This window comes from Micromonospora sp. NPDC005806, assembly GCF_042871425.1.
GTDB lineage: Bacteria > Actinomycetota > Actinomycetes > Mycobacteriales > Micromonosporaceae > Micromonospora.
Window position 1 is genome coordinate 103,860 of sequence record NZ_JBIAIL010000012.1, and the last position, 25,996, is coordinate 129,855.

At 75.0% G+C, this 25,996-nt stretch carries 22 protein-coding genes; 12 read left to right on the plus strand and 10 right to left on the minus strand.

The window, feature by feature from the left end; all coding sequences use genetic code 11:
• The first annotated feature begins 153 nt into the window (after window positions 1-153).
• The 5 genes from ACFYOS_RS15445 (at window position 154) to ACFYOS_RS15465 (ending at window position 4,908) form a co-directional block, all read left to right on the plus strand.
• Window positions 154-414, plus strand: a complete 261-nt coding sequence (locus tag ACFYOS_RS15445) for a Prokaryotic metallothionein (protein ID WP_073835399.1) — start codon at window positions 154-156, stop codon at window positions 412-414.
• Between the two features lie 76 nt (window positions 415-490).
• Window positions 491-1,075 (plus strand): redoxin domain-containing protein, encoded by a 585-nt coding sequence (locus ACFYOS_RS15450; protein WP_387140880.1) that lies wholly within the window; start codon window positions 491-493, stop codon window positions 1,073-1,075.
• A 1-nt stretch (window position 1,076) separates the two neighbouring features.
• Window positions 1,077-1,991, plus strand: coding sequence for a cytochrome c biogenesis CcdA family protein (locus ACFYOS_RS15455; RefSeq protein WP_387140883.1), 915 nt, complete (start codon window positions 1,077-1,079; stop codon window positions 1,989-1,991).
• Between the two features lie 9 nt (window positions 1,992-2,000).
• Window positions 2,001-2,450 (plus strand): GNAT family N-acetyltransferase, encoded by a 450-nt coding sequence (locus tag ACFYOS_RS15460; protein WP_387140886.1) that lies wholly within the window; start codon window positions 2,001-2,003, stop codon window positions 2,448-2,450.
• Window positions 2,451-2,625: 175 nt separating this feature from the next.
• The gene (locus tag ACFYOS_RS15465; RefSeq protein ID WP_387140889.1) at window positions 2,626-4,908 is read left to right on the plus strand and encodes an N-acetylmuramoyl-L-alanine amidase; all 2,283 of its coding nucleotides are present in this window, start codon (window positions 2,626-2,628) and stop codon (window positions 4,906-4,908) included.
• A gap of 101 nt (window positions 4,909-5,009) precedes the next feature.
• Here the strand turns inward: ACFYOS_RS15465 and hemQ are convergent, their stop codons facing one another.
• From hemQ to hemE, 3 genes are read right to left on the minus strand one after another with little or no spacing between them, the layout of a single operon-like run.
• Window positions 5,010-5,711 (minus strand): hydrogen peroxide-dependent heme synthase, encoded by a 702-nt coding sequence (hemQ, locus tag ACFYOS_RS15470; protein WP_387140892.1) that lies wholly within the window; start codon window positions 5,709-5,711, stop codon window positions 5,010-5,012.
• On the minus strand, window positions 5,708-7,117 hold the full coding sequence (gene hemG / locus ACFYOS_RS15475) for a protoporphyrinogen oxidase (RefSeq protein WP_387140895.1): 1,410 nt from the start codon (window positions 7,115-7,117) through the stop codon (window positions 5,708-5,710). The genes hemQ and hemG overlap by 4 nt, the downstream gene beginning before the upstream one ends.
• A gap of 2 nt (window positions 7,118-7,119) precedes the next feature.
• The gene (hemE, locus tag ACFYOS_RS15480; protein WP_387140898.1) at window positions 7,120-8,220 is read right to left on the minus strand and encodes a uroporphyrinogen decarboxylase; all 1,101 of its coding nucleotides are present in this window, start codon (window positions 8,218-8,220) and stop codon (window positions 7,120-7,122) included.
• 160 nt (window positions 8,221-8,380) lie between these two features.
• Between hemE and ACFYOS_RS15485 the strand changes: the two genes are divergently transcribed.
• Entirely contained in the window at window positions 8,381-8,953 is a 573-nt protein-coding gene (locus ACFYOS_RS15485) for a DUF3000 domain-containing protein (RefSeq protein WP_387140901.1), read from the plus strand.
• A gap of 73 nt (window positions 8,954-9,026) precedes the next feature.
• On the opposite strand, the gene ACFYOS_RS15490 is transcribed toward ACFYOS_RS15485, so the two are convergent.
• Together ACFYOS_RS15490 and ACFYOS_RS15495 are read right to left on the minus strand one after the other, a co-directional pair.
• The gene (locus ACFYOS_RS15490) at window positions 9,027-9,770 is read right to left on the minus strand and encodes a hypothetical protein (RefSeq protein ID WP_387140904.1); all 744 of its coding nucleotides are present in this window, start codon (window positions 9,768-9,770) and stop codon (window positions 9,027-9,029) included.
• Window positions 9,771-9,895: 125 nt separating this feature from the next.
• Window positions 9,896-11,488 (minus strand): trypsin-like peptidase domain-containing protein, encoded by a 1,593-nt coding sequence (locus tag ACFYOS_RS15495; RefSeq protein ID WP_387140907.1) that lies wholly within the window; start codon window positions 11,486-11,488, stop codon window positions 9,896-9,898.
• A 226-nt stretch (window positions 11,489-11,714) separates the two neighbouring features.
• On the opposite strand from ACFYOS_RS15495, the gene ACFYOS_RS15500 reads away from it, so the two are divergent.
• The 4 genes from ACFYOS_RS15500 to ACFYOS_RS15515 all read left to right on the plus strand — a co-directional run bounded on the left by ACFYOS_RS15500 (window position 11,715) and on the right by ACFYOS_RS15515 (window position 17,570).
• Window positions 11,715-13,037, plus strand: a complete 1,323-nt coding sequence (locus ACFYOS_RS15500) for a ribonuclease D (protein WP_387140909.1) — start codon at window positions 11,715-11,717, stop codon at window positions 13,035-13,037.
• Window positions 13,038-13,213: 176 nt separating this feature from the next.
• Entirely contained in the window at window positions 13,214-14,410 is a 1,197-nt protein-coding gene (locus ACFYOS_RS15505; RefSeq protein ID WP_387140913.1) for a thiolase family protein, read from the plus strand.
• Window positions 14,407-16,503: a 3-hydroxyacyl-CoA dehydrogenase NAD-binding domain-containing protein gene (locus ACFYOS_RS15510; protein WP_387140916.1), complete on the plus strand. Its 2,097-nt coding sequence runs from the start codon at window positions 14,407-14,409 to the stop codon at window positions 16,501-16,503. The genes ACFYOS_RS15505 and ACFYOS_RS15510 overlap by 4 nt, the downstream gene beginning before the upstream one ends.
• A 296-nt stretch (window positions 16,504-16,799) precedes the next feature.
• Window positions 16,800-17,570, plus strand: a complete 771-nt coding sequence (locus ACFYOS_RS15515) for a hypothetical protein (RefSeq protein WP_387140919.1) — start codon at window positions 16,800-16,802, stop codon at window positions 17,568-17,570.
• A 61-nt stretch (window positions 17,571-17,631) separates the two neighbouring features.
• Here ACFYOS_RS15515 and ACFYOS_RS15520 read toward each other — a convergent pair whose 3' ends face one another.
• The 3 genes from ACFYOS_RS15520 to ACFYOS_RS15530 all read right to left on the minus strand — a co-directional run bounded on the left by ACFYOS_RS15520 (window position 17,632) and on the right by ACFYOS_RS15530 (window position 20,010).
• Window positions 17,632-18,018, minus strand: a complete 387-nt coding sequence (locus tag ACFYOS_RS15520) for a VOC family protein (RefSeq protein WP_387140922.1) — start codon at window positions 18,016-18,018, stop codon at window positions 17,632-17,634.
• Window positions 18,019-18,187: 169 nt separating this feature from the next.
• The gene (locus ACFYOS_RS15525; RefSeq protein WP_387140925.1) at window positions 18,188-19,345 is read right to left on the minus strand and encodes a sensor histidine kinase; all 1,158 of its coding nucleotides are present in this window, start codon (window positions 19,343-19,345) and stop codon (window positions 18,188-18,190) included.
• A complete protein-coding gene (locus ACFYOS_RS15530) occupies window positions 19,342-20,010 on the minus strand; it encodes a response regulator transcription factor (RefSeq protein WP_387140927.1) in 669 nt (222 codons plus the stop codon). The genes ACFYOS_RS15525 and ACFYOS_RS15530 overlap by 4 nt, the downstream gene beginning before the upstream one ends.
• 159 nt (window positions 20,011-20,169) lie before the next feature.
• Here ACFYOS_RS15530 and ACFYOS_RS15535 point away from each other — a divergent pair, with 159 nt between their 5' ends.
• Window positions 20,170-21,429: a peptidase C39 family protein gene (locus tag ACFYOS_RS15535; protein ID WP_387140930.1), complete on the plus strand. Its 1,260-nt coding sequence runs from the start codon at window positions 20,170-20,172 to the stop codon at window positions 21,427-21,429.
• A gap of 1 nt (window position 21,430) precedes the next feature.
• Here the strand turns inward: ACFYOS_RS15535 and ACFYOS_RS15540 are convergent, their stop codons facing one another.
• Together ACFYOS_RS15540 and ACFYOS_RS15545 are read right to left on the minus strand one after the other, a co-directional pair.
• Entirely contained in the window at window positions 21,431-22,729 is a 1,299-nt protein-coding gene (locus tag ACFYOS_RS15540) for a PQQ-binding-like beta-propeller repeat protein (protein WP_387140933.1), read from the minus strand.
• Window positions 22,705-23,976: a hypothetical protein gene (locus ACFYOS_RS15545; protein WP_387140936.1), complete on the minus strand. Its 1,272-nt coding sequence runs from the start codon at window positions 23,974-23,976 to the stop codon at window positions 22,705-22,707. Before ACFYOS_RS15545 ends, ACFYOS_RS15540 begins: the two co-directional genes overlap by 25 nt.
• 103 nt (window positions 23,977-24,079) lie before the next feature.
• Between ACFYOS_RS15545 and ACFYOS_RS15550 the strand changes: the two genes are divergently transcribed.
• Window positions 24,080-25,939 (plus strand): hypothetical protein, encoded by a 1,860-nt coding sequence (locus ACFYOS_RS15550; RefSeq protein WP_387141089.1) that lies wholly within the window; start codon window positions 24,080-24,082, stop codon window positions 25,937-25,939.
• Window positions 25,940-25,996: the final 57 nt, after the last annotated feature.

The window sequence follows — 25,996 nt, forward strand, 5'->3', positions numbered from 1 at the left end:
GTCCTCCGGGGTTCGAGGGCGGTCATCAGGCCCAACGCGCGACACGCCGGGGGCGACTCGCCGTCGAGCCGGATCAGGTTCGCCGGTTTCGGTTGCCCCGGTGTGTCCCCTGCTCGACCCTGGGATGACGGGTCCATTTTCGGGGGGTTTCGCATGGCTACCTGTGAGGTTTGCGGCAACGACTACTGGGGGGCCTTCGAGGTCCGCACGGCCAGCGGGGCGGTGCACACCTTCGACTCCTTCGAGTGCGCCATCCACCGGATGGCACCGATCTGCGAGCACTGCCAGATCAAGATCGCCGGCCACGGCGTCGAGGTCAACGGCCGCTTCTTCTGCTGCGCGCACTGCGCCCGCGCGGTGGAGGGCGCCCAGGGCGCCGAGGTCCGCGACGCGGTCGGCGCCCGCCCGTCCTGACGCCCGCCGGGCGGCGAGGCCGGCCGTAACCGGTCGGTAAGGGTCGAACGGGCTCTCGTCTGATTAGCATCCGGCCATGCCCGCCACCAGATCGACGCTGCTGCCGATCACCCTGACCGCCGTCCTCGCCCTCGCCGGCTGCACCGGGTCGGACCGGACCACCGACGAGGCGGCCCCCGCCGCGCCGACCCCGGCCGCCACCACCCCGGCGTCCGCCGGAACGCCGACCGGCCCGCCCGGTGCCGCCGCCGCCCCGGTGCCCGCCACGCTCGACTTCACCGCGCGCACCATCGACGGCGGGTCGTTCGCCGGGAGCAGCCTCGCCGGCGAGCCGGCGGTGCTGTGGTTCTGGGCGGCCTGGTGCAGCCGCTGCCGCGGCGTCGCCGATGACGTGGCCGCGCTGCGCCGGGACAACGCCGACCGGGTCAACCTGATCGGCGTGGCCGGGCTGGGCAGCGGCGGCGACGCCATGCGCCGGTTCGCCCGGGACACCGGCATCGCAACCTTCCCCAACCTGGCCGACGACGAGGGCGCGGTGTGGCGCCGGTTCGGCGTCACCAGCCAGGAGTGGTACGTGCTGCTCGACTCCACCGGCGCGGTGGTGCACTCCGGGGCGCTGTCCCAGGCGGAACTGCGCCGCCGGGTCGCCGAGCTGGCCTGACATGTCCGAGGCCCCCTACGGTCTGGCCCTCGCCGCCGGACTGCTCGCCGCGGTGAACCCGTGCGGGTTCGCGCTGCTGCCCGCGTACCTGTCGGTGCTGGTGCTGGGCGAGGGCCCGGCGGCCGCCCGCGGACCGCTCGGGCCGGTCGGCCGGGCACTGGCCCTGACCGGCGCGATGACCGCCGGCTTCGTCGCGGTCTTCGGCACGTTCGGCCTGCTCGCCGGGCCGGTCGCGGACGCCGTCGCGCGCCGGCTGCCGTGGGTGTCGGTGCTCATCGGCGCGGCGCTGGTGGCGGCCGGCGGCTGGCTGCTCGCCGGTCGGCAGCTGCCGACCGTCACCCCGCGACCGGCGACCGGTCCCGCGGTCCGGGCCCGGTTCGGCTCGATGGCGCTCTTCGGCGTGGCGTACGCGGTGGCCTCGCTCGGCTGCACGGTCGGGCCGTTCCTCGCCGTGGTGGTGGCCGGCTTCCGGGCCGGCAGCCCCGCAGCCGGGGTCGGCCTCTTCGTGGCGTACGCCCTCGGCATGGGGCTGGCGGTCGGCGCGGCGGCCCTCGCGGTGGCGCTGGTCCGGGAGTCCCTGGTCCGGCGCACCCGGCGGGCCGCGCCGCTGCTCGGCCGGCTGGCCGGTCTGCTGCTGGTGCTCACCGGCGGCTACGTGGCCTGGTACGGCTGGTACGAGGTCCGGCTCTTCGCCGGCGGCGACGCCGACGACCCGCTGATCGCCGCCGCCGGCCGGGTGCAGGGCGCGGTGCGCGACGGGCTGGCCGAGCTGGGTCCGTGGGCCGTCGCCGGCGTCGTCGCCGCCCTGGTCGGGTCGGCCGCCGTCGGCACGCTGGTCCGCCGGCGGCTCGCCACCGCCCGCGCCGACGCCACTCCCGCCCGGGCCAATCGGCGCCGCGAGGTGGACGCGACCTAGCATCGCGGGATGCCCATCGAGTCGCACGTCGCGAGCTTCGCCGAGCTGGACGCCCGCACCTTCCACGACCTGCTCCGGCTGCGCATCGACGTGTTCGTCGTGGAGCAGGCGTGCCCGTACCCCGAGCTGGACGGCCGGGACGTGGAGCCCGGCACCCGGCACCTGTGGCTGACCCGGGACGGTGCGGTGGTGGCGTACCTGCGGATCCTCGCCGACCCGGACGGGGTGGACCGGATCGGCCGGGTCGTGGTCGCGCCGGCCGCCCGCGGCGGCGGCCTGGCCGGCCGGCTGATGACCGAGGCCCTGGCCCTGCTCGGCGACCGGCCGTGCGTGCTGGAGGCGCAGACCCACCTGGTCGACTTCTACGCCGGCCACGGCTTCGCGATCAGCGGCCCCGGGTACGTCGAGGACGGCATCCCGCACACCCCGATGCGCCGCGCCGGGCGGCCGCCGGCCTGAGCAGACCTGTCCCAGCCAAGGGGGGTCCCCGGGTCGGCCCGACGTCAGCTAGCGTGTGCCGGGCTTCCGCGCCGTCCGGCGAGGGCGGGCGGCGTGGCGACACGCCGTGAGGTAACGCCACAGGCGACCGGCGCGCTGTGCCCTCCAGTGGGACCACAGCGGAGGGAACGAGAACGTGAAGTTAACGGGGATCCGGTGGACCAGCCGCAGGGTCGGCATCGCGGCCGCCACGGTGGCCGCCGCGGTGGCCGGCACGGTGAGCCTGATCGCGGTCAGCTACGGCGACGGCGGCGCGCAGTGGGTCGCCGACGGGCCGGTCACCACCGCCCTGCACAACATCGACTTTCCGGCCACCACCGGCCGCGAGGTCACCATCCCGCGCCGGGACACCGACCGCTTCGCCATGGTCGGGGTGACCTGGACCAGCCCGAAGGTCGACTTCCGGGGCACCATCTCCGTCCGCACCCGGGCGGTTGGCGGCGGCTGGTCCGACTGGCAGCCGCTGGAGCTGGAGAACCACCGCGGGCCGGATACGGGCGCCGAGGCCGCCCGGGCCCGCGGCGGCAGCGACCCGCTCTGGGTCGGCCCCTCCGACGGCGTCGAGGTGCGCGCGGCGGCGGCCAGCGGCGACATCAGCGACCGGCTCCCCGCCGGGCTGCGCCTGGAACTGGTCGACCCCGGCCAGCCCAAACGCCGCAAGGTCGGCGCCGCGGGCCGCACGGCGATCCGCCCGGCCGGCCTGCAGCCGGTCGCCGAGGTGCGGGCGCTCGAGCCGACCGCCACCGACCCGGCGCCCACCGACACCGGCACGGCGCCCGCGCCGACCGACACCACCGCGCCCGCGGAGACCACCACCCCGGCGCCCACCGAGACCACCGCGCCGGCCGAGACCACCGCGCCGGCCCCGACCACCAGCACCGCGCCGGCGCCCACCACCAGCGCCCCGCCGACCACCCCGCCGAACCCGGTCCCCACCCCGAAGGTGGTCACCCGCGCCGAGTGGAAGGCCGACGAGTCGATCGTGGATCCCCCGGAGTACGGGACCACGGTGAAGGCGTTCTTCGTCCACCACACCGCCGGCACCAACAACTACAGCTGCGCCGACTCGGCGGCCATCATCCGGGGCATCGAGGTCTACCACGTCAAGAGCAACGGCTGGGGCGACATCGGCTACAACTTCCTCGTCGACAAGTGCGGCGTGGTCTTCGAGGGCCGCAAGGGCGGCATCGACAAGCCGGTGATCGGGGCCCACACCTACGGCTTCAACACCAACAACGCGGCGATCGCGGTGCTCGGGACGTACATCTCCGCGGGCGTGCCCACCGTGGTCCAGGACGCCATCGCGCAGGTGGCGGCCTACAAGCTGGGCCAGTACCGCAACGACCCGTACGGCACCGTCACCCTGGTGTCCGGGACCGAGGGCACCAAGTACCACCTCGGCGAGTCCGTGGTGATGAACCGGATCTCCGGCCACCGGGACGCGGGGGCGACCGAGTGCCCCGGCGACGCGCTCTACAGCCAGCTGCGCGCCATCCGGATCAAGGCCGCCACGATGTCCGGGCTGGCCCTCACCGGGCTCACCGCGACCAAGAACGGCACCACCTACTACACCCGGGGCTCGTTCACCGCCTCCTGGTCGGTGGGCACGCCGGGCGTGCTGATCGACCGGTTCGAGGTGCTGGTGGACGGCGCGGTCGCGGCCACCGCCGCCGGCACCGCCCGGTCGGCCGCGGTCACCGTCGCCCCGGGTACGCACACCCTGGCGATCCGCGGCGTGCACCGGCTCGGGCGGGTGGTCACCACCGCCGCGGTGACCGTCGTCGGCGACACCACCGCACCGGCCTTCTCCCGCGCCCCGGAGCTCTCGCTGCGCACCGGCACGGTCAGCACCAGCGCGGTCCCGGCGACGCTGAGCTGGCGGGCGGCCGACAACACGGCCCTGCGCGCGGCGTACCTCACCGCGCCCAGCTCGGTCACCTTCTCCCCGGGGCGGACGAGCTGGCCGGTGACCGCCAAGCCGGGCGTCGCCACCACCTGGTCGATGCGGGCGACGGACTGGGCCGGCAACTCGGGCACCTCGTCGGCCAGCCGTACGCCGGTGCTGACCGCCGAATCCTCGGCGGTGCGCTCGGGCACCTGGACCACCGCCAGCAGCTCGTCCTACCTGGGCGGCAGGGCGATGACCTCGAAGACGCGGAACGCCTGGCTGAAGTGGACCTTCACCGGCCGGTCGGTGGCCGTCATCGCCAGCCGCAGCACCACCTCCGGCCAGGTCTACGTCTACGTGGACGGCGTCAGGGTCAACACGGTCGACCTGAAGGCCGGCAGCACGGCCCACCGCCAGGCGGTCTGGACGCGAACCTGGAGCGGCAGCGCCTCGCACAGCGTGATGGTCGTGGTGGTCGGCACCTCGGGCCGCCCCCAGGTCACCCTCGACGGCATCGCCGTGGTGCGCTGACCCTCGGACGACGACGGGCCCCGGAGGACTTCCTCCGGGGCCCGTTCACATCGGCGGTCCGGACGCTCGCCGGGCCGCTCCCGGCGCCGCCCGCTGCCGGGTCAGACCAGGCAGGTGACGATGTCGGCGATGGAGCGGCGGCGGCCGGTGTAGAAGGGAATCTCCTCCCGCACGTGCCGGCGGGCCCGGGCGGCCCGCAGGTCGCGCATCAGGTCGACGATCCGGTGCAGCTCGTCGGCCTCGAAGGCGAGCATCCACTCGTAGTCGCCGAGGGCGAACGAGGCCACTGTGTTGGCCCGCACGTCCGGGTAGCCGCGGGCCATCTTTCCGTGCTCGGCCAGCATCTCCCGCCGCTCGGCGTCCGGCAGCAGGTACCACTCGTACGAGCGGACGAACGGGTAGACGCAGAGGTAGGCCCGGGCCTCCTCGCCGGCCAGGAAGGCCGGGATGTGGCTCTTGTTGAACTCGGCCGGCCGGTGCAGCGCCATCTGCGACCAGACCGGGGTGAGCGCCCGCCCCAGCGTGGTCCGCCGGAACCGCAGGTACGCGTCCTGCAGCGCGTCGCTGGACGAGGAGTGCCACCAGATCAGCAGGTCGGCGTCGGCGCGCAGGCCGGCCACGTCGTACGTGCCCCGGATCGTGACATCCTTGCCGGCCAGCTCCTCGAAGAGGGACTCGACCTCGTCGACGACGTTCTCGCGCAGCGACGGGAGGGGGCTGGTCGCCCGGTACACCGACCACATCGTGTAGCGGATGGTCTCGTTGAGCTCCCGCAGCCGGGCCGCGTTGCTCTGTTCGGTCATGATGCCGATCCTCCCAGTGCTGTGATGATCTCTTCGGCTGCCGTCTCGCCGGAGCGGACGCAGACCGGGATGCCGACGCCGTCGTAACCGGCCCCGGCCAGGGCCAGCGTCGGGTGGGCGGCGCGCAGCTCCGCCCGGACCGCCGCCACCCGGGCGAGATGGCCGGGGGTGTACTGCGGCAGGGCGCCGCCCCACCGCTGCACGTGCCGGGCGACCGGGGCGGGCAGCGGGCCGCCCAGCACCTTGGCCAGTTCCCGGTGCACGGTGGCGACCAGGTCGTCGTCGGTGAGCTGGAGGGACGTCTCGTCGCCGTACCGGCCGACCGAGGCGCGGACCAGGGCCAGCCCGTCGGGGCGGCGCAGGTGCCCCCACTTGGTGGAGAAGAAGGTGGACGCCTTGATCAGCAGCCCCTCGGTGGCCGGGACCAGGAAGCCGGAGAGCGCCGGCAGCTCCGGCTCGGGCAGGGCCATGGTGATCAGGGCGACGCTGGCGTAGTCCAGCCCGCCGACGGTGGCCGCCACCTCGGGCGCCGCGCCGGCGAGCAGCCGCGCCGCCGGGCGGGCCGGCACCGCGAGCAGCACCGCGTCGACCTCAAGGTGCTTGGGCTCGCGGGTGGGGCCGACGGTGAGCCGCCACCCGGTCGGCGTCGGCTGCAGGTCCCGGACGGCGGCGTCCCGGCGGATCGTCGCGCCGCTGTACCGCTCCGCGGCGTCGACCAGGGTGCTCAGCCCGCCGGCCAGGGTGCCGAAGACCGGGGCGCCGGGGGCGCGGGGCGCGGCGGCTTGCGCGGCGCGGACCGCCCCGACCAGGGTGTGCTCGACCCGGGCCGCCCGCGCGAGGGCCGGCATGGTGGTGACCAGCGAAAGTTCGTCGGCGCGACCGGCGTAGACGCCGCCGAGCATCGGGTCGACGAGCCGGTCCACCACCTGGTCGCCGAGGCGGTCGCGGACCAGCGCGCCGACCGCCACGTCCTCGTCCGGGCCGAGCAGCGGCCGGCCGGCGTCGCGGTCGGCGTCCCCGGCCGGCTGCGCCACCGCCGTCACCGTGTCCAGGTCCCCCGGTACGCCGACCAGGGTGCCGCCCGGCACCGGGCGCAGCCCGCCGTCGACGACCAGCGCCGCCTGCCCGACCGTCGGGTGCACGATCTTCTCGGCCAGGCCGAGCCGGCGGACCAGGGTCACCGCCCCCGACTCCGCGCCGGTCGGGTCCCGCATGAGGAACGACTCGGCGCCGAACTCGACGGGCTGCCCGGCCAGCTCGCCGGTGCGCAGCTTGCCGCCGAGGCGGCCGGACTGCTCGTACACGGTGACCTCGGTGCCGGCGGGGGCGCGGTCGCGCAACCGGACGGCGGCGGCCAGCCCGGTGATCCCCCCACCGACGATCGCCACCCGCCACGGTCGCGCCACGATCAACTCCTCTGGTCGACCGGCCGCGCGCTGAGCTCGTGCACCAGCGCGACCACCCGGGTCAGCACGTCGGGGTCGGTCTCCGGCAGCACGCCGTGACCGAGGTTGAACACGTGACCGGGGGTGACCCGCCCCTGGTCGAGGATCCGGCGCACCTCGGCCTCCACCACCGGCCAGGGGGCGAGCAGCACGCACGGGTCGAGGTTGCCCTGTACGGCCTTGTCCGGGCCGATCCGGTGGGTCGCCACGTCCAGCGGCGTACGCCAGTCCACGCCGACCACGTCGGCGCCGGCCTCGCCCATCGCGGCGAGCAGCTCGGCGGTGCCCACCCCGAAGTGGATCCGGGGCACGCCGGCGTCGGCCAGCCCGGCGAGCACGTGCGTCGAGTGCGGCAGCACGTAGCGGCGGTAGTCGGCCTCGGACAGCGCGCCGGCCCAGGAGTCGAAGAGCTGCACCGCGGAGACCCCGGCGTCGACCTGGACCCGCAGGAACGACAGCGTCACCTCGGACAGCCGGGCGCAGAGCGCGTGCCAGAGGTCCGGGTCGCCGTACATCAGCGCCTTGGTCTTCGCGTGGGTCCGCGACGGCCCGCCCTCGACCAGGTAGCTGGCCAGGGTGAACGGGGCGCCGGCGAAGCCGATCAGCGGAGTGTCGCCGAGCTCGGCGACGAGCAGCCGGACCGCCTCGTCCACGTAGGACACGTCGTCGCGGGTGATCGGTCGGATCCGGTCGACGTCGGCGGCGGTGCGCACCGGCTCGGCGACCACCGGCCCGGTGCCGGGCACGATGTCCAGGTCGACCCCGGCGGCGGCCACCGGGACCACGATGTCACTGAACAGGATGGCGGCGTCCACCCCGTGCCGGCGGACCGGCTGGAGGGTGATCTCGGCGACCAGTTCGGGGCGGCGGCACGACTCCAGCATCGGTACGTTGGCCCGGATCTCGCGGTACTCGGGCAGCGACCGGCCGGCCTGGCGCATGAACCAGACCGGGGTGTGCGGGGCCGGCTCACGCCGGCAGGCGCGGACGAAGGGCGAGTCGGCCGTCCCGGCGCGGCGGGATTCTCCGTCTCGGGCGGCAGTGCCCGTGGTGTCGGTGGTCATCGCGGCAATCGTGCCACGGGCCCGGGTGGCTCTCCCCGCCACCGTCACCTTTTGTGACCGGCCACCCTCCGCTCCCGGGCGGGCCGTCGCCGCATGATCGTGACCGCCCGCCCGGCGCGCCGTCACGTGCCGCTGGCGGCCGGCGGCATAGGCTGCCGTCATGGCCCCCCCGATCGCGCTCCCGGAAACCTTCGCTCGCGCGGTCGCGGGGTTGCGCTCGGTGACACCCCGGCCGGAGATCGTGCTGGAGGAGGTCGGGGCGCCCCAGCGCCTGGCCCCGTACGCGTTCGCGCTCTCCGCCGCGGTCCTGCGCGAGGGTGACGAGGTGGCCACCGGGCGGCTGATCCTGCTGCACGACCCGGCCGGGCACGAGGCATGGCAGGGCACCCTGCGGCTGGTCACCTACGTTACCGCCGAACTGGAGGTGGACCTGGCCAGCGACCCGCTGCTGCCCGGGGTGGGCTGGACCTGGCTGACCGACGCGCTGGACGCGCAGGACGCCCGGCACCGGGCGATCGGCGGCACGGTCACCCAGACGCTCTCCACCCGGTTCGGCGAGCTGGCCGGTCCGCCCGCCGCCGGGGACATCGAGATCCGCGCCTCCTGGACGCCGCTCGGCGTCGACCTGGCCCCGCACCTGCACGGCTGGTGCACCCTGCTGGCCTCGACGGCGGGGCTGCCGCCGCCCGGCGTGACCGCCCTGCCGACCCGTCGCCCCGCCGGCGCCGCCTGAGCCCGGACAGCGCCCCCGCCGGAACGCGGACGGGCCGCCCCGGGGTGACCGGAGCGGCCCGCGCCGAGCTGGCTCAGAGGTAGTTCTCGGCCTCGTCGCACACCTTGTCCAGGCCCTTGTTGGCCTTGTCGAAGGCTGCCTTGTTGCCGGTCGACGCCGCGGCGATGGCGGTGGTCAGCTTGTCGAGGCAGGTGGCGATGACCTTCTTCTGCCGGGCCTGCTCGTCCCGGTCGTTCTTGGTGCCGGTCAGGTCCTGCTCGGTGTCGGCCAGCTTGTCCCGGACCGTCTGGAGGTCGACCTTCAGCTTGTCGATCTCCTGCTGGTTGGCCGCGATCGTGCCGTCCCGCTGGCTGACCTTCTGCTCGGTCCGGTGCAGCTTGCCGTTGGTGGTGACGTAGAGGCCGGTCATCACGCCGCCGAGGACGAAGAGCAGCCCGGCGACCAGGGCGAGGACCAGCGTGGCGCGCCCCTTGCCGGCGCCCGCCGCAGGCGCCCCGTACGGCGGGACACCCGGGCCGGGTGGGGCGGACATCGGCAGCGGACCGAACCCGGGGCCGGAGACCGGCGGGGCGGACATCGGCGGGGCCGACATCGGCTGCGGGTAGCCCGGCGCGGAGACCGGGGCGGCGCCCGGCACGTACTGGCCGGGGACCGGCGGGGCCGACGCCGGTGGAACGGGCTGCTGGGGCAGGGTGGGCTCGGGCTGGGCCGGGCCGTACTGCTGGGGCGCGGGCTGGCCGCCGTACGGGCTGCCGTACACGGTGCCGCCCGGCGGTTGGGGCGGGTAGCCCTCCGCTCCGGTCGGTGGCTGGGACATGTCTCTTCCTCCAGGTTCTGGTCCCCCGTGGTTGGCCGCGAAGGGCCGGGGTGGCGAATCGGCGTGGTCGGGGCCACACCTCGACAGTGCGCGTTGCGGTCAAGGGCGACCGGCGGCGGTGCCGGTCAGCAGAGGGTGAACGTGTCGCAGGCGGTCTTGATGGGCACCGCGAGGCCGATGCCCTCGGCGTCCCGGGCCTTGGCGGTGGCGATGCCGACGACCTCCTTGGACCCGTTGATCACCGGTCCGCCGGAGTTGCCGGGGTTGATCGGCGCGTCGAACTGGATGACCGGGCCGGAGCCGCCGTCGTCCTTCCGGAAGGCGCTCACCACGCCGGTGGTCACCGTGTCCTGCAGGCCCAACGGGGCGCCGACCACGACGATCTGCTGCCCCGACTTGACCGGCGTCGCGGCCGCCACCAGCCCCTTGAACCGGGCCGTGGTACGCAGCTGGGCGAGGTCCTTGTCCTTGTCGACCCGGATGATGGTGGCGTCGAAGCGCTGGTCGGACCGCTCCAGGAAGACCTTGCGGCCGCCGCCGGCGAAGACCGACTCCACCACGTGGAAGTTGGTCAGCAGCGTGGTGCCGCCCCCGGCCGGCGGCTTGCCGATCGCGAAGGCGGTGCCGGTGAACTGGCCGGCGCGGACCCGGAACACGCTGGGCAGCACCGCGCTCGCCACGGCCTCCGGGTTGAACGCGGCGCCGGCCTGCTTCTCCAGGGCGTCCGCCCGGTTCTCCAGGCCGTCCAACCGGCTGCCGTCCGCGCCCTGGGCCTCGGCGAGCCGCCGGTCGGTGGCGGCGAGCCGGTCGTCCAGCCGGTGGATCTGGTACGCCTGCACGCCCGCGACCAGGGCCAGCACCCCGGCGAGGGTCAGCGCCACCACCGGCACCCAGCGCCGCCGGCCCGGCGCGTCGGTCGTCCCGCCGGGGTAGGCCGCCGCGGGCTGCCCGGGCAGGGCGGGTCCGGCGGTGGGCTGCCCGGACAGGGCGTAGGCCGACCCGGACTGCCCGAGGTGGCCCGGCCCGGACAGGCCGGCGTGGCCGGTCCCGAAGTCCGGCTGCCCCGGATGGACGGGACCGGAGGTCGCTTGCCCCGGGTAGGCGGGACCGGACGTGGGCTGCCCCGGGTAGCTGGGACCGGAGGCCGGCTGCCCGGGGTGGGCGGGTGCGGCGGGGGGCTGGACCGGGGCGCGGCCCGGGATCGTCGGCTCCGCGCCCGCCGGCTGCGCCGGGGGCGGGACGACGCCGGTCGGCTGCCCGGCGGCCCCGAGCGGGGCGGGCGGCCAGCCGCCCTGCGGACGCGGGGCGGCGGGGGTGCCGGTCGGGCCGCCCCACTGGCCGCTGTTCGGCGTCGGGGACCAGGTGGCGCGGGGCGCCGGGACGGCCGGCTGGCCCGGGCCGGCGCCGGCCTGCTCGGAGGCCGGCGGACCGCCGGCGCCGGGCGCGGCGCCGAAGGCACCGGGCGCGGACGGAGCGGTGGCGGGGCCCGGCACGGCCGGGAAGGTGCCCGGGGCGGCCGGGACGCCGGCGCCGGGCGCGGCGGGAAAGCCGGTGGGCTGGCCGGGAACCGTGGGATGGCCGGCCCCGGACGGTGGGGCCATGCGCGGCGGCAGGGGCCCCGGCCGATCGGTCATCGGGCGCTCGGGACGCCCCTGGTCGGCCGTCTCGTCGGCGTTCTGCCCCGGCGCCCGGTCACCGGTTCCGTCCCCCGCCGTCATGATCTTTCGTCCTCCCCCGTGCCCACCCCGTCGCGACGCCACCCGCGGGCCCTCGGACCCGGCGCGGCCCGAAGGACCGTACCTGCGCGAACGGGGTTTGTCTCCCCCGTTGTCCGACCCTGCCATCGACGCAAGACGACCCTGCCACGACACCTGTCGGCCATCGCGCCGACACGCGCCCGACCGGCTGCGCACGCCGAAAGTCCCGGCGCACTAGGGTTGTCAGGTGACCGACGAACCACCCCTGCGCCGTCGGCCCGCCGTAAGCCGTACGGGAGAGGCCCCGCCGCACCCGTCCTCGGCCGTGCCGGAGCCGGCGGACGCGGGGATCGAACCCACCGCCGGCGGGCCCGTCCCGTTGACCGCCCCGCGCGAGGGCACTCCCGCGCCGGTGGCCACGCCGAGCGGGCTCGACGACGTCGTGGCCCGTTTCGCGGCGGGCACCGGCCCGGTGGCCCTGGACGCCGAACGCGCCTCGGGCTACCGCTACAGCCAGCGCGCCTACCTGGTGCAGCTCCGCCGGACCGGCTCCGGCACGGCGTTGATCGACCCGCTGCCGCTGCCCGACCTCACCGCCCTGGACGCGGTGATCGCCGAGGCCGAGTGGGTGCTGCACGCCGCCAGCCAGGACCTCGCCTGCCTCGCCGAGCTCGGGCTGCGTCCGCGCCGGCTCTTCGACACCGAGCTGGCCGCCCGGTTGGCCGGCTTCGAACGGGTCGGCCTGGCCGCGCTGACCGAGCAGATCCTCGGCTACACCCTGGAGAAGCACCACTCGGCGGCGGACTGGTCCAGCCGGCCGCTGCCGGACTCCTGGTTGACGTACGCGGCGCTGGACGTGGAGATGCTGGTGGATCTGCGGGACGCCCTCGACGAGGAGCTGCTCCGGCAGGGCAAGTCGGACTGGGCCGCCGAGGAGTTCGCCGGGCTGGTGCGCAACGGCGCCCGGCCGCCCCGGGTCCGGGCCGAGCCGTGGCGGCGCACCTCCGGCATCCACCGGGTGCGGGGCCCGCGGGCGCAGGCGCGGGTGCGCTCGCTCTGGTACGCCCGCGACCAGATCGCCGCGCGGCGGGACGCCGCCCCGGGGCGGGTGCTGCCGGACTCGGCCATCGTGGCCGCCGCCGAGCTGGACCCGAAGGACGAGAAGACCCTGCTCACCCTGCCCGGATTCGGCGGTCGCTCGGTGCGCCGGCTGGCCCGTACCTGGCTGGCGGCCCTGGACGACGCCCGGCTGCTCCCCGACGACGCGCTGCCGGTGAACCCGGTCGTCGAGGGTCCGCCCCCGCCGCACCGGTGGGCGGAGCGGGACCCGGTGGCCGCCGGTCGGCTGGCCCGCTGCCGGGAGGTGGTGGTCGGCACGGCCGCCGCGCACACCCTCCCGCCGGAGAACCTGATCGCGCCGGACTACGTCCGCCGTCTCGCCTGGCAGCCACCCGAGGAGATCACCGACGCCACGGTGGCGGAGACCCTGCGCGGCTTCGGTGCCCGCGAGTGGCAGATCACCCTCCTCCTGCCCGCGCTCACCCACGCCCTGGCCGGCCCCACCGCCTGACGCCGAACCGGGCGTCGACGGTCGGGCGGAGTGTGGGGTGGGCCACACGGGGGGCGGTGCCGCTATTGGTTACTGGCGAGTAGCATCCGGGGGAAACGCCCGTGCCGGCGGCCTTCATCCGGTCCGTAGCGCCGCCTGCCGGTGCGGAGGCCGAATGGCCGAAAAGGAGGCTCCAAGTGCCCCGTGAAGTTCGGGATGTCGTCTTCGTCGACGGCGTCCGCACCCCGTTCGGCAAAGCGGGTGGCATGTACGCCAACACCCGCGCCGACGACCTGGTGATCCGCTGCATCCGCGAGCTGATGCGGCGCAACCCGCAGCTGCCGCCGGAGCGGGTCGAGGAGGTCGCCATCGCGGCGACCACCCAGATCGGCGACCAGGGCCTGACCATCGGCCGCACCGCCGCCCTGCTGGCCGGCCTGCCGAAGACGGTGCCGGGCTTCGCCATCGACCGGATGTGCGCCGGCGCGATGACCGCCGTCACCACCGTCGCCGGCGGCATCGCCATGGGGGCGTACGACGTGGCCATCGCCGGCGGCGTCGAGCACATGGGCCGTCACCCGATGGGCGAGGGCGTCGACCCCAACCCGCGGATCATCGCGGAGAAGCTGGTCGACCCGTCCGCCCTGGTCATGGGCGCCACCGCGGAGAACCTGCACGACCGGGTCCCGCAGATCACCAAGGAGCGCACCGACGCGTTCGCGCTCGCCTCCCAGCAGAAGACCGCCAAGGCGTACGCCAACGGCAAGCTGCAGGGCGATCTGGTGCCGGTGGCCGTCCGCGACCCGGAGACCGGCTGGGGCCTGGCCACGGTGGACGAGGCTCCCCGGGAGACCTCGATGGAGAAGCTGGCCACCCTGAAGACGCCGTTCCGCCCGCACGGCAAGGTCACCGCGGGCAACGCGGCCGGCCTGAACGACGGCGCCACCGCCGCCCTGCTGGTGGCCGAGGAGACCGCCCGCGAGCTGGGCCTGCCGATCGGCATGCGGCTGGTGTCGTACGGCTTCGTCGGCGTCGAGCCCGAGGTGATGGGCGTCGGCCCGATCCCGTCGACCGAGAAGGCGCTGCGCATCGCCGGCCTGACCATCGACGACATCGGCCTGTTCGAGCTGAACGAGGCGTTCGCCGTGCAGGTGCTCGCCTTCCTCGACCACTTCGGCATCGCCGACGACGACCCGCGGGTCAACCCGTGGGGCGGCGCGATCGCCATCGGTCACCCGCTCGCCTCCTCGGGCGTACGGCTGATGACCCAGCTCGCCCGGCACTTCGCCGAGCACCCCGAGGTCCGCTACGGCCTCACCGCCATGTGCATCGGCATCGGCATGGGCGGCACCGTGATCTGGGAGAACCCGAACTGGGAGGGTGGAGACAAGTGAGCCTCGCCGCACCGAACGAGGTCGTCACCAAGGCGCTGCTGCGCCAGGTGGCCGTGCCGGGGCTGGACCGTCCCGCCGCCCTCATCACCCTGGACAACGGCTTCGACCACACCAAGCCGAACAGCTTCGGCCCGGGCGGCCTGACCAGCCTGGACGAGGCGATCACCGCCGCCCTGGCGGCGAACCCGGCGTTCATCGCGGTCACCGGCAAGCCGTACATCTTCTGCGTCGGCGCGGACATCACCAGCCTGCCGGCGCTGGAGAACCGCGAGCAGGCGCTGGAGATCGGCCGGCTCGGCCACCGGGTCTTCGCCCGGCTCAAGGACAGCGGGATCCCGACCTTCGCCTTCGTCAACGGCGCGGCGATGGGTGGTGGCCTGGAGCTGGCCCTGCACTGCCACTACCGCGCCCTGTCGGCGGGCGCGGCGGCCCTGGCGCTGCCCGAGGTCTCGCTCGGCCTGGTACCCGGCTGGGGCGGCACCCAACTGCTGCCGAACCTGATCGGCATCCCCGCCGCGACCCAGGTGATCCTGCAGAACCCGCTGATGCAGAACAGGATGCTCAAGCCGAAGCAGGCGGCGGAGATGGGCATCGCCGACGTGCTGCTGGAGCCGGCCGACTTCCTGGAGCGGTCCCTGGAGTGGGCCGCCGGCGTGGTCAAGGGCGAGGTCGCCGTGACCCGCCCCGAGGTCGACAAGGACATGTGGGCGGGCGTGCTCTACTTCGCCCGACAGACCCTCGACCAGCGGCTGCACGGCGCGGTCCCGGCCGCGTACAAGGCGCTGGACCTGCTGGAGACCGCCAAGGACGCCGACTTCGCCACCGGCACCGCCGCCGAGGACGAGGCCCTGGCCGACCTGGTCTTCTCCGAGGAGCTGCGCAGCGGCCTGTACGCCTTCGACCTGGTGCAGCGGCGGGCCAAGCGGCCGGCCGGCGCGCCGGACAAGGGCCTGGCCCGGCCGGTCACCAAGGTGGGCATCGTCGGCGCCGGCCTGATGGCCAGCCAGCTCGCCCTGCTGTTCGCCCGCCGCCTCCAGGTGCCGGTCGTCCTGACCGACCTGGACCAGGCCCGGGTGGACAAGGGCGTCGGCTACGTGTACACCCAGATCGAGAAGTCGGTCAGCAAGGGCCGGATGGACAAGGGCACCGCTGCCAAGCTGTACGGCCTGGTCAGCGGCGCGCCGAAGGCTGAGGCCTTCGCCGCGTCGATGCCGGGCCAGCTCACTTCGTTCGCTGACTGTGACTTCGTCATCGAGGCGGTCTTCGAGGACCTGAACGTCAAGAAGCAGGTCTGGGCCGAGCTTGAGAAGATCGTCAAGCCGGAGGCGGTGCTCGCCACCAACACCTCCAGCCTCTCCGTGACCGAGATGGCCGCGGACCTGGAGCACCCGGAGCGGGTGGTCGGCTTCCACTTCTTCAACCCGGTGGCGATGATGCCGCTGCTGGAGATCGTCCGGGGCGAGCGGACCGACGACGCCAGCCTCGCCACCGCCTTCGCCGTGGGCAAGCAGCTCAAGAAGTCCTCGGTGCTGGTCAAGGACGCCCCAGCGTTCGTGGTCAACCGGCTGCTCACCCGGTTCCTCGGCACGGTCTTCGCGGCCGTCGACCAGGGCACCCCGCTGGACGTGGCGAACAGCGCGCTGGACCCGCTGGGTCTGCCGATGCGCCCGATCGCCCTGCTCCAGCTGGTCGGGCCGGCCGTGGCGTACCACGTGGGCGGCATCCTGCACGCCGCCTTCCCGGACCGGTTCGGGGTCAGCGAGAACCTCAAGCGGATCGCCGACTCCGGCCAACCGATCGTGGTCGACGACCAGGTCAACGAGGAGGTCGCCAAGCTGCTCGTGGTCGGCGATCAGCCGCTCACCGCCGAGCAGGTGCGCCAGAACGCGCTGGACGCGCTGGCGCAGGAGATCCGGCTCATGCTCGACGAGGGTGTCGTCGCCGAGGCGCAGGACATCGACCTCTGCATGATCCTCGGCGCCGGTTGGCCGTTCCACCTGGGTGGCGTCACGCCGTACCTGGACCGGACCGGCGCCTCCGAGCGGGTCACCGGCCAGCGGTTCCTGCCCCGCGGGGTCGCCAGCCTGCGGTAACAGCTCCAGCTCCTCGGCTGGCGGCCTGGTCCGCCGCCGCTCCCCGCGATCGCGGTGGCCGGCCGTCCCTCCCGGACGGCCCGGTCACCGCGATCGCCGTTTCCGACCCCGGGGCACGGCCGGGGGACGTCGCCGGTGCGTCACCGCCCGGCCACCCGCCGCTCGCGAACGCGCCACGGAGTGGCCGCCCTGGTCACGACCCGGTTCCGGTTTCGTCACGTCGACCTCGGCGGGTGACACGGTGTCGGTAGGGCTCGCTAACATCACGCGTCCCGATTTTTCACAGGAGCTGCCAAATGTCCCAGCCGCCGTCCAATCCCTACCCCGGTTCCTACCCGCCGCCGCAGCAGCAGCCCGGTGGCTTCCAGCCGCCGCAGCAGCCCGGCCCGCAGCAGGGTGGCTACCCGTCGGCCGCGCAGCCCGGCCAGCCGTTCGGCGCGGAGGCCGGCCAGCCCGGCTACGGCGCCCCCGCCGTGCCGCCGAAGAAGAAGTCCAGCGTCGGCAAGATCCTGCTGATCGTCCTGGCCGTCGTGGTGGTCCTCTGCGTCGGCGGTGGCACCGCGCTCTACTTCGCCACCAAGGACAAGGTGACCGAGGTCGTCGACGCCACCAAGACCCGGATGACGGCCCCCGACACCCTCGCCGGCCGGCCGAAGGTGACCGACCCGCAGCTCCAGACGGCCGCCGAGCAGATGATCTCGGAGATGAAGAAGGACGTGCCGGACGCGACCAGCACCGTCGGCGCCTTCTACGGCAACCCGGAGAAGCAGGACCTGGTCATGATCGGCGGCGTGTCCGGCCTGATCGCCGACCCGAAGAAGGAGATGGCGGACGCCACCGCCGGCCTCTCCACCGAGCTCGGGGTGACCAGCTTCAAGACCGCGGACGCCGGCCCGCTGGGCGGCGAGGCCAAATGCGGCGACGGCAAGGCCGACAGCCTGCCGGTCGGGGTCTGCGTCTGGGCCGACCGGGGCAGCCTCGGCGTGATCGTCCTGTACTTCAAGTCCGCCGCCGACCTCCAGAAGGAGTTCGTCACCATGCGCGGCCAGATCGAGCAGAAGGGCTGACCCTTCCGCGAGCCCGGGGAACGGGCCCCCGCCGTGCGGCGGGGGCCCGTTCCCGTTCGGGTCAGGCCGAAGCGGCCCGCTCCGCCGGGCTGCGACAGACGCAGAACTCGTTGCCCTCGGGGTCGGCGAGCACCACCCAGCCGGTGCCGTCCGGCCGCCGCCGGTCGGCGACCAGCGCCGCGCCGAGCCCGAGCAACCGCTCGACCTCGGCGTCCCGGGTTCCCTCGGCGGCATGCACGTCGAGGTGGAACGCGCCCTTGCCGTGCCGCTCCCCGACCTCGACGAAGAGCAGGTCGGGGCCGTGGCCGTCGGGCGCCACCAGCACCGCCTCCGGGTCGCCGGGGTGGTCGTCGTCGTGCAGCTTCCGGTCGAGCACCCGCGCCCACCAGCTCGCCAGGGCGTACGGGTCGTCGGTCTCGACGGTGACGCAGTGGATCTGTGCACTCACGGTGCTTCCTCCTGATCGGAGTGCGCCCCGCGGAGGTTCAGAAGGTCAGCGGTGGCCGGTGCGGGGCGCGGGACTGTTCATGGTGGACATCGACCGCACCCCCTTCCCGAGCTCGGGCTGACCGGCTGATCATGTCAGCCGGCCCGCGTTCCACGCAAGACCGGCGCGCTCAGGTGGCGGCCGGGGCATCGGCGGACGGCAGGGTGACGGTCACCTCGAGGCCGCCGCCCGGCTGCGCGACCACCTTGACCGTGCCGCCGTGCGCGTCGCAGACCGCCCGGACGATGGAGAGCCCCAGGCCGGAGCCCCGGGCCCCGGTCCGCTCCTGGCCGCCGCGGCGGAAGGGTTCGAACAGCCCCGGCACGTCGGCCTGGGCCACCTCGAAGCCGGTGTTCCCCACCACCAGCCAGGACCGCCGCCCGTCGGTGCCGGTCCGCACCCAGAGCCGACCGTGCAGGTGGTTGTAGCGGACCGCATTCTCGACCAGGTTGCCGGCCAGCCGGTCGAGCAGGCCCGGGTCGCCGACCACCGGTGCCGGACGCAGCGAGGTGTGCACCTTCAGGCCGATCCGTTCCACCTCCCGGGCCATCGCCGACAGCGCGTTCGAGGTGCCGACCGCGAGGTCGGACTCCGCCCGCCGGGCCAGTCGCCGCCCGGCCTGCGCCTCGCTGCGGGCCAGCACCAGCAGGGCGTCGACCAGCCCGTTGGCCCGCTCCGAGGCGTCGCGCACCACGGTGGCCATCCGGCGGTACTCCGCGATGTCCGCCTCGTCGTCGCTGAGCGTCACGTCGATCTCGGTCCGCATCACCGCCAGCGGGGTACGCAGCTCGTGCGAGGCGTTGGCGACGAAGCGCTTCTGCGCCTCGAAGGCGGCAGCGATCCGGTCCAGCATCGCGTCGAAGGTCTTGGCCAGCTCGGCCACCTCGTCATCCGCGCCGGACCAGCCGATCCGCTGGTCCAGCGTGGCCTCACCGAGCCGCCGGGCGGTGTTGGTGACCTGGTGCAGCGGGCGCAGCGCCCGGCCGGCCACCGCGTACGCCCCGGCGACCCCGACCACGCTGATCGCCAGCAGCGCCACCAGGCCTTTGAGCAGCAGCTCCCGCGAGGCGGCGTCGACCAGTTGCCGCTGCCACTGCCCGGCGTCGAGGGAACGGCCGTCGGCGAGCACCACCGTCGTACCGGGCAGCAGCTCGTCGGTGGGGCGCAGCGCGTCCCGGACCAGCAGCCAGGCCAGCAGCACCAGGATCGCCCCGGCGCCCACCAGCAGTACCCCGTTGAGCAGGGTGAGCCGCAGCCGCAGGGTGGGCCGCAGCCGAATTCCGCTCACGCGTGCACCTCGGCCATCCGGTAGCCGGCGCCGACCACCGTCTCGATCAGCGGCGGGTCGCCGAGCTTCTTGCGCAGCGTCATGACGGTGACCCGGACGATCGTGGTGAACGGGTCGGTGTTCGCGTCCCAGACCCGCTCCAGCAGTTCCTCGCTGGAGACCACCGCGCCGCGCGCCTTAAGCAGTTCGGCCAGTACGCCGAACTCCTTGTTGGTCAGGTCGACCGGCGCGCCGCCGCGGGTGACCACCCGGCGGGCCGGGTCGAGCACCAGGTCGGCGACCCCCAATACCGGTGGGGCGGCCGGGGTGGCCCGCCGGCCGAGCGCCTGCACCCGGGCCACCAGCTCGTCGAAGGCGAACGGCTTGGGCAGGTAGTCGTCGGCGCCGAGCTGCAGCCCCTCCACCCGGTCGGCGACCGTGCCGCTGGCGGTCAGCATCAGCACCCGGGTCAGGGTGCCGGAGGCGGCCAGGTCGGCGCAGATCCGGTCGCCGGGCACGCCGGGCAGGTCCCGGTCGAGGATCACCACGTCGTACCGGGTGACGAACGCCGCCTCGTGCCCGGCGTCGCCGTCGTAGGCGACGTCCACGGCCATGCCGCGCTTGCGCAGCCCCCGCGCGATCGCGTCGGCGAGGTTCCGCTCGTCCTCCACCACCAGTACCCGCATCCCCGGCCTCCCGCCTCGTGACCTCCCGACAACCTAGTGCCGGCCGCCAAACCAGCGTCGCTCGCCGTCGTTGCAAAAAACCTTCGGGTGCGCGATGCTCCCCGGCAGCCAGCAACGTCCGCCCGGCCGCCGGCCCGGGCCCGAGCCGACGGAGCCGTCATGCCCGCTGTCGACCCCGCCCGGGACATCGTCCACCGCCGTTTCCACTTCCCGGCGGACCTGGGCCTCGGCGAGGCCGACGGGGTGGTCGCCGGCCCGGACGGAGTGGTGTTCAGCGCGCCGGCCGGCCGGTGCGACCACACCGATCCGCAGAGCGGTTTCACCGCCGGGTACGACCTGGCCAGCTGGACCTCCCCGGTGGTGCCGGTCGGCTTCGACGCCGACGAGATCGTGCCGTCGTGGACCGCGGACACCCCGGCAGGCTGCTGGCTCCGGGTCGAGCTGCGCGGCTGCGCCGCGGGCGAGCCGGCGACCGCCTGGTACGACCTGGGCCACTGGGCCGCCGACGAGACGACCGTCCACCGCAGCTCGGTGCCGGGGCAGGCCGACGACGACGCCCGGGTGGCGGTCGACACCCTGTGCCTCCCAGGAGCCGGGGTGACCGGCTGGCAGGTCCGGGTCACGCTGTGCCGTCGAGCCGGCCAGGCGGCGGGCCCGGTGCTGCGGACGGTCGGCGCGGTCGCCTCCGCCGGCTCGCCGGTCGCCTCGGGTGACGCGGCGGCCCCGAAGGCCGGCGGGGAGGTCGGTCAGGTCCCCGGCACCGACGCGGTGGCCGCGGCGTGCGGCCCGGACGGGACGACCGCCCCTGGGGGGCGGGTGCTCGACGTGCCCCGGTACTCGCAGCGACTGCACGCCGGCGGGGAGACCCGCTGGGGCGGCGGCGGGGACTCCTGGTGCAGCCCCACCTGCGTCTCGATGGTGCTGGACTTCTGGGGCGCCGGCCCCACCCCCGACCGGTACGCCTGGGTGGCTCCGCCGGGCCACCGCCCGGTCGTGGTGCACGCCGCCCGGCACTGCTACGACCACGCGTACGCGGGGGCCGGGAACTGGGCGTTCAACATCGCGTACGCGGGACGGCACGGGGTGGACGCCTTCGTCACCCGGCTGCGCGGCCTCGCCGAGGCGGAACGGTTCGTCGCCGCCGGCATCCCGCTGATCGTGTCGGCGGCCTTCACCCGAGGACAGGTACCCGGGCTGGACTACGACACCCGGGGCCACCTGATCGTGCTGGCCGGCTTCACCGCCGACGGCGACCCGGTGCTCAACGACCCGTACGCCCCGGACGACGAGGCGGTGCGCCGGACCGTGCCCCGGGTGCCGTTCGAGGCGGCCTGGCAGGGCGGCAGCGGCGGCATCGCGTACGTGGTGCGGCCGGAGTCGGTGCCGCTGCCCACGCCGCCCGCCCAGGCCAACTGGTGACTCACCCCTCCACCGGCCACAGCACCATCCCGCCGGATGGACGCAGGCAGACCAGCGCCGTGCCGGCGTCCATGCAGTCGTCCCCGGAGCCGGGGAGCACCGCCCGGAACCGGACCTGCCCGGCCGGGAGGTCCAGCGCGACGACGAGCGTACGGTCGTCGGGGAGCCGCCGGAGCCCCAGCTGCCGGGGAGCGGACCGATCGGCGCCGCCGAGCCGCCACCGGCCGAACCGGGCGAGGACGCGGCCCGTGCGCGGGTCGAGGGTGGCCAGCTCCATCTCCAGCCCGATCGCCGGGGCGGCGGCGAGCAGCCGGTCGTCGACCGGGGTCACCCCGAGCCAGCGGTCGTCGGTCCAGAGCTGACGCCCGGTGGCCGGGTCGAAGGTGCGTGCCCCGCCCGACTCGTCGTGCAGGCAGAGCACGCCGGCACAGTCGGTGAACCAGGCGGCGCTGCGCAGCGGCACCGGAACGGTCCAGCGGCGGTCCAACCGGTCCAGGCCGTACGCCGTGACCACGCCCGGCCCGCCGTCCACCAGCAGGAGGTCGGCCACCACCTGGGTGAACCGGTACGACACCCGGTCGGCGGCCGGCGGCACCCGGCCGGCGTGCCGCAGCGTGCCGGAGCCGGCGTCGTGCACCGCCACCCGTCCGTCGGCGCTGACCAGCACGATCTCCGTCACGCCCCGGTCCCCGCGCCGGTAGGCCACCCCGTTGCCGGGCAGCGGCAGCGACCAGCGGGCCGCCCCGGACGCCAGGTCGACCGACCGGATCGTGCCCGTGCCGTCGGCGCGGGGCATCTCGAAGAGCACCCCGCCCGACTCGGTCGGCACCGGATAACCGGCCTGCCGCCAGCGCACCGTGCCGGACGCCGGGTCCAGGGCGGTGGAGATGGTGTCGCCGGCCCCGGCCGGGCTGGTGGTGACCAGCAGCACGTCGGCCACACTGCTCAGCCCCAGTACGTGGTCGCCGGCCGGGAGGACGAACTGCCACAGCGACTCCCCGCCGGGCAGCCGGTGACCGGTGACCACCCGGCCATCCCGGCCGACCGTGCCCGGTCCGTCGGCGACCACCAGCCGGCCGGCCACGATCGCGAAGCTGGCGCCCTGCGGCGCGGGCACCGGTACGCCGGGCGGCCGGTGCGCCACCGGCGCCGCGCCGGCCAGGGTCAGCAGCGCCGCGCCGCAGAGCGCCGCCACCCGGACCGTGGGGCCCGGGGGCCGGCGTGGCCCGGGGAGCGGCTCGGCCTTCTCGTCGTGCGGCATCTCCCCCAGCTCGATCACGTGGCTCGTCCCATCGGCCACACCCCGAAGCTGCCGTCGACCCGGCGGCAGACCAGCACCGCCGCGCCGACCCGGCAGTCCCCGACGGCACCGGACAGGGCGTCCCGCACCCGGGCCTGGCCGGCCGCCGGGTCCAGCTCGGCGACGAGCAGCCGGCCGTCGCCGCCGCGCCGGATGCCGATCACCCGGCCGTCCGTCTCGTCCTGCGGGACGAGCTCCCAGTCGCCGAGCTCGGTGACCAGCCGGCCGGTGGCCTCCTCCACCACCGCCAGCTCGGTGCCGGGGGGGTTGGCGGCGACCAGGAGCCGGCCGCCGCCGGCTGCCAGGGCGCCCGCCCACCGGTCGTCGGTCCAGCGGATCGCGCCGTTGGCCGGGTCGACGGCCCACATGCCGTCGGTCTGCCGGGACGCGCAGAGCAGGCGGCCGCAGGCCTCGGCACGGCCGACCAGCGGCATCGAGACGGTCCAGCGCCGGTCCAGGGTGTCCAGGTCGTATCCGGCCACGGTCCCGCCGGCGTCCCGGACCAGCAACAGCAGTCCCGCCGTGAGCAGGATCCGCGGTCGGGCAGGCAGCTCGCCGGGGCGCAGGTCGCGGGCGGCCAGCCGGACGCCGGTGCCGGCGTCGAAGACCTCGGCCGGACCCGAGGCGGGCACCACGACCAGGCGGTCGACCCCCGCCGGCCCGAAGCTCATCTGCAGCTCGTCCAGGGGCGGCCCCGACCACAGTGTCCGGCCGGTGGCCACCTCGACGCGCCGGGTCGGCTCCCGGTCGTCGAACTGCTGCACCACCAGGGCATCACCGGCCGGAAAGGCCACCCCGGGCTGTCGCCAGCCGACCCGTCCGGTGCCGGCGTCGAAGGCCACTGTCTCCCACCCGGGGTCGTTGGCCGTCCGCCCGACGAGCAGCACCGTGCCGCCCTGCTCCCACACCGCGCTGGCGACGCCGTCCCCCGGCAGCAGCGTCCGCCAGAGCGACCGCGGCGGTCCGGGGTTCACCCGGTACGCGACGAGCTGCCGGCCCACGCCGCGCTGCGGATCCGGCCCCTGCACCACGTACACCCGGTCGCCGGAGACGAACGCGGCGTCGGCACGGCCGCCCGGCACGGTGGCCACGACGCGCCCGGACGCGGGTGCCGCGCCTGCCAGGGTGACCAACGCCACCACCAGCACCGCCAGGGACCGGTACGGGCGACCGCCGGCCAGGCGGCGCCGGGCCGGCGGATCGGGCGTGGTGTCGCCGCGGCACTCGCCCAGATCGATGACCGTCACGACCACCCCTCCCCGCGCCGCCGCCCGGCGGACCCGACCGCGCCCACCGGCCGGCCGGGCCCACGCCGCGCCGCCTGTACGATGGCCCGTCGTGGCTGTGCCGGTGGTAGACCCCTCGTTGAACCCGTCGTCCGTCGCGGTCGAACCCGTCGCGGCCGACACGCCGCGCCGGCCCCGACGCCGGCCGACCCGTGCCGACGTGCTGGCGATCGCAGCCTATGCGTTGCTCGGTGTCCTCGTCTGCCTCAACTACTGGGGCGATGTGCAGCACCGGGTCTCCTCGCACCTGCCGACCGACCACAGCTGGTTCGAGTGGCTCTTCGAGCACGGCGCCTACTCGCTCCGTCACCTGGAGAACCCGCTCTTCACCGCCCGCCAGAACGCCCCCGACGGGGTGAACATGATGGCGAACACCTCGCTGCTCGGGGTGACCCTGCCGCTGGCGCCGCTCACCATGCTGCTCGGCCCGCAGGTGATGTACGCGTTCTACCTCGGTGCGGCCCTGTCGGCGACGGCGGCCACGTCGTACTGGATGCTCTCCCGGCATCTGGTGCGCTCGCGCGCGGCGGCCTTCGTCGGCGGCGCGTTCCTCGGCTTCGCCCCGGGCATCGTGCACCACGCCAACGGGCAGCCGAACTTCGTCTCCAACTTCGTGCTCCCGCTCATCGTGGTCCGGGTGCTGCGGCTGGGCGAGCCGGGCCGCTGGCTGCGCAACGGGGTCGCGCTGGGCCTGCTGGTCGCGTACCAGATCTTCATCAACGAGGAGATGCTGCTGCTCACCGCGTTGGCCTGCCTGGTCGTCGTGGTCGCGTACGCCGTGCAGCGGCCGCGTGCGGCGTGGTCGAGGGCCGGCACCTTCCTCGCCGCCGTCGGCGTCGGTGGCGGCCTGGCCCTGCTGCTGGCCGCGTACCCGATCTGGTTCCAGTTCAACGGACCGCAGTCCTACCGCGGCCTGCAGGGCGGCGTCTTCCACAGCTGGGGCGAGGACCTGATGGCCTTCGTCACCTTCGCCCGGGACACCGTCGCCGGTGACGAGGCGGTGGAGAAGACCATCGGGATGACCGAGCAGAACACCTGGTACGGCTGGCCGCTGGTGCTGGTCGCGCTGATCGCCCTGGTGCTGCTGGTGCGCCGCTCGCTGCCGGCCCGGATCGCGGCCGTGCTGGTGGTGGTCTTCTCCGTCGCGGCGATCGGCCCGAAGGTGCGCTTCGACGGGGTGGAGACCACCATCGACGGTCCCTGGGCGTACGTGCCGGACAACCTGCCGCTGGTCGAGATGATGATGCCGACCCGGCTGACCCTGGTGGTGACGGGCGCGGTCGGCGTGCTCCTCGCGCTGGCCTGGAACGCCCTCGCCGGGGGCAACCGCCCACCGGTGCCGGCCCCGCGCGCGGCGTCCGACGGGGCGACCACCCCGGCGCCGTCGCCCGCCCGGCGCCGCCGCTGGCTGCGCGGTATCGGGTACGCGGCAATCGTGGCCGCCCTGCTGCCGCTCCTGCCCCGGCCGCTGCCGGCCCAGCAGATCGACCCGCCGCCGCACTTCATCACCGCGGGCGGCTGGCGGCCGTACGTCCCGGCCGGACGGACCCTGGTGCCGGTGCCCATCCCGAGCAACGTGCACGGCCTGCCCACGCTGCGCTGGAGCGCGCTGACCGGGCAGGAGTTCCCGATCCCCGGCGGCTACTTCATCGGGCCGAACGAGAACGGCGAGGGCGTGTTCGGCGCGCCGAACCGGCCGACCAGCACGCTGATCTACTCCACCATGGACGCCGACAAGGTCCCGGCGATCACCGAGGAGAACCGCCGCCAGGCGCTCGAGGACCTGCGCTTCTGGAAGGCGTCGGTGGTGGTGCTCGGCGCGAACCCGCGCGAGGGGGTGCTGCGCGAGTTGATGACCCAGCTGATCGGCCCGCCGCAGCGGGTCGACGACGTCTGGCTCTGGGACGTCCGCGACCGCGGCTGAGGAAGGGCCCCGTCTCAACGTTTCCGGTAGCGCAGGGCCGGCCCCCGCTTGACACCT

What these genes read in the sequence shown, in the direction of transcription:
- ACFYOS_RS15445 (WP_073835399.1), top strand. Translation starts at nt 154, where the DNA reads ATGGCTACCTGTGAGGTTTGCGGCAACGACTACTGGGGGGCCTTCGAG.
- ACFYOS_RS15450 (WP_387140880.1), top strand. Translation starts at nt 491, where the DNA reads ATGCCCGCCACCAGATCGACGCTGCTGCCGATCACCCTGACCGCCGTC.
- ACFYOS_RS15455 (WP_387140883.1), top strand. Translation starts at nt 1,077, where the DNA reads ATGTCCGAGGCCCCCTACGGTCTGGCCCTCGCCGCCGGACTGCTCGCC.
- ACFYOS_RS15460 (WP_387140886.1), top strand. Translation starts at nt 2,001, where the DNA reads ATGCCCATCGAGTCGCACGTCGCGAGCTTCGCCGAGCTGGACGCCCGC.
- hemQ (WP_387140892.1), bottom strand. Translation starts at nt 5,711, where the DNA reads ATGACCGAACAGAGCAACGCGGCCCGGCTGCGGGAGCTCAACGAGACC.
- hemE (WP_387140898.1), bottom strand. Translation starts at nt 8,220, where the DNA reads ATGACCACCGACACCACGGGCACTGCCGCCCGAGACGGAGAATCCCGC.
- ACFYOS_RS15485 (WP_387140901.1), top strand. Translation starts at nt 8,381, where the DNA reads ATGGCCCCCCCGATCGCGCTCCCGGAAACCTTCGCTCGCGCGGTCGCG.
- ACFYOS_RS15490 (WP_387140904.1), bottom strand. Translation starts at nt 9,770, where the DNA reads ATGTCCCAGCCACCGACCGGAGCGGAGGGCTACCCGCCCCAACCGCCG.
- ACFYOS_RS15495 (WP_387140907.1), bottom strand. Translation starts at nt 11,488, where the DNA reads ATGACGGCGGGGGACGGAACCGGTGACCGGGCGCCGGGGCAGAACGCC.
- ACFYOS_RS15515 (WP_387140919.1), top strand. Translation starts at nt 16,800, where the DNA reads ATGTCCCAGCCGCCGTCCAATCCCTACCCCGGTTCCTACCCGCCGCCG.
- ACFYOS_RS15530 (WP_387140927.1), bottom strand. Translation starts at nt 20,010, where the DNA reads ATGCGGGTACTGGTGGTGGAGGACGAGCGGAACCTCGCCGACGCGATC.
- ACFYOS_RS15535 (WP_387140930.1), top strand. Translation starts at nt 20,170, where the DNA reads ATGCCCGCTGTCGACCCCGCCCGGGACATCGTCCACCGCCGTTTCCAC.